The organism is Bacillus sp. 05T31 (assembly GCF_056396725.1).
Genome location: NZ_JBFTMA010000907.1, coordinates 1 through 1395, shown reverse-complemented (window position 1 = coordinate 1395; position 1395 = coordinate 1). Strand labels below are relative to the sequence as shown.

The window sequence follows — 1395 nt, the reverse complement described above, 5'->3', positions numbered from 1 at the left end:
AAGATCACCAGGCTCGAGTTCAACGTCAAAGAATCGACCATCTTTTCCTTCAATAGCGAAGATGCCATGACCGCTGACAATAAAGCGAACTTCATCGTCAGTATGATGGTGTTCTTTTTGGAAATTAATTAATAACTCGTCAAGGTTAGGTGTGCTATTTGAAAGTGAAATCACATCATATGCTTTATAACCTCTGCGCTCTGAAACATCAGCAATTTCTTTTGAAAACAACGTTAATATTTCAGCTTTGTTTTCATCTGTTAAGGAGTAATTTTCTTTTAAATGAGTAGGAAGTTTAGAAATATTCCATTTCTCATATAAAACATCTTCTCCTTGTAGAAAGTTTGATACTTCTACTTCATTTTCAATACGAGTATTTTCCTCATGAATACGAATTTGCGCCATTAGAAACGCCTCCTTGAATTGATAATAATTTTATATGAAATTGGAATAAAAACTCATAAGCTTCTAATCTTTTTTTTGCATCAAAGCTATCACGGCCCCATACGGTAATGCCATGGTTTCGAATTAATACTGCTCCTGAATCTCCTTGTATATGCTTTCGGAATTTCTCTCCAAGCGTCGGGATATGAGCATCATTTTCGATAATAGGAATGTTAATCGTTGCACCTTCTTCCCAAATATCAAGAGCTTTAATAATCTCTTGATTTTGAAGGGTGACTGCATCACTATACAAATTTGTGATGACATTGTTATCAGTTGTATGAACATGAAGTACGCACCCGGCGTTCGTATTGTTATAAATATGTGTATGCAATATTGTTTCTGCCGAAGGGCGTAACTCAGTTTCTAAAACGGGAACTCCTTGATGATTTACTAATAAAAAATCATCTGGAGTGGTTTTGGTTTTATCTTTGCCACTTGCTGTAATAAGAAAAGTAAGGGGATCATGACTGACTTTTATAGAAATATTTCCACTCGTTGCTGGAAACCAATTCCGAGTTGTTAATTCTTTTTTWATTTCACTTAAGTCATACCATTGACGAAAAAGTTGTTTCATRATTTCACCTCCAACAAATGTTKTARTTCRRCTWGAAYATCGTGAAATGTTTCAAACGGTGTATAAGCAATACGATTTTCTTCACACTTTGTAATAAGGAAGTCACGGGCGAATACTTTATCTGCTTGTTTTGTTGCTTGTAAATCAGTAATAGAATCTCCAATCACAATATGAAAATCATCTTTAGAGCTTAGTTTACGAATTAATGATGATTTACAGAGACCRCAACTATGCTGACATTGCTCGTCACAAGGGTGCGGCCATTTMACTTCAACAAATTCTCCTGAAAAGTCAGTTGCATTACAATAAATTTGTTCTTTAGGGATTATTTCTTGTAAGAGTGGATAGACGAAGAAATCCATTCCACCTGATAT

At 34.8% G+C, this 1395-nt stretch carries 3 protein-coding genes; all 3 read right to left on the bottom strand.

The features are described from left to right. A partial coding sequence (locus AC1DJR_RS29775) for an acireductone dioxygenase (RefSeq protein ID WP_477004235.1) occupies positions 1–405 on the bottom strand: 405 nt, incomplete at its 3' end. Further along, positions 383–1021, bottom strand: a complete 639-nt coding sequence (locus AC1DJR_RS29770; protein WP_002128926.1) for a methylthioribulose 1-phosphate dehydratase — start codon at positions 1019–1021, stop codon at positions 383–385. The genes AC1DJR_RS29770 and AC1DJR_RS29775, both read right to left, overlap by 23 nt. Next, positions 1018–1395, bottom strand: a 378-nt coding sequence (locus tag AC1DJR_RS29765) for an HAD family hydrolase (RefSeq protein ID WP_477004234.1), incomplete at its 5' end; no start/stop codon positions are given. The genes AC1DJR_RS29770 and AC1DJR_RS29765, both read right to left, overlap by 4 nt.